1 protein-coding gene and 1 pseudogene are annotated in these 432 nt (G+C 58.6%); one reads left to right on the top strand and one right to left on the bottom strand.

Translation table 11 applies throughout. The annotated features are described in order from the left end of the window. Positions 1 to 119, top strand: a pseudogene (locus tag JMV15_RS28910) (DUF1652 domain-containing protein); the annotation flags it as partial. Between the two features lie 70 nt (positions 120 to 189). Here JMV15_RS28910 and JMV15_RS28130 read toward each other — a convergent pair. Further along, positions 190 to 432 (bottom strand): autotransporter outer membrane beta-barrel domain-containing protein (locus JMV15_RS28130; protein ID WP_201492014.1); only part of this gene is annotated, 243 nt, incomplete at its 5' end.

Genomic DNA, 432 nt, shown 5'->3' with positions numbered 1-432 from the left:
ACCCTGACAAGCTCGGCAGCAGCCGTGCGGTTTGCCACCTGATCACCGGGTTGCGTGAAGACCTCAGGCAAAGCCACGCACCGGTACTGCAACGAGCCGGTGCTCGCGGTTATCACTAGCGGATGCTTGAGTATGAGTTGACCCCGTGGGCCTGGTAGTTGCCAGGCCCAATGTTGGCGTCCTTCCTGTTTACCAGCGCGCTCTTACGCCGAAATTGCCACTGACACCCTCAAAGTTGTTGTCGTCCAGTTGGATGCCATAGTTACCCTCCATATAAACACTGACCGTGGATGACAATTGAGCCACGACACCGATGCCCATATCAGCCGTGGAGGACCTGTGATCGCTCTTGATCCGGTCCACCCCGTCGAACGTCACCGTGTCGCTACCGCCGAAGGTGTGCCGGACATTCGCCCGTAGGTACGGCTCCAC

It is taken from the genome of Pseudomonas paracarnis, from assembly GCF_904063055.1.
Taxonomy (GTDB): domain Bacteria; phylum Pseudomonadota; class Gammaproteobacteria; order Pseudomonadales; family Pseudomonadaceae; genus Aquipseudomonas; species Aquipseudomonas paracarnis.
Note: the sequence above shows the minus strand (reverse complement) of the source record. Positions and strands in the feature narration are given on the sequence as shown.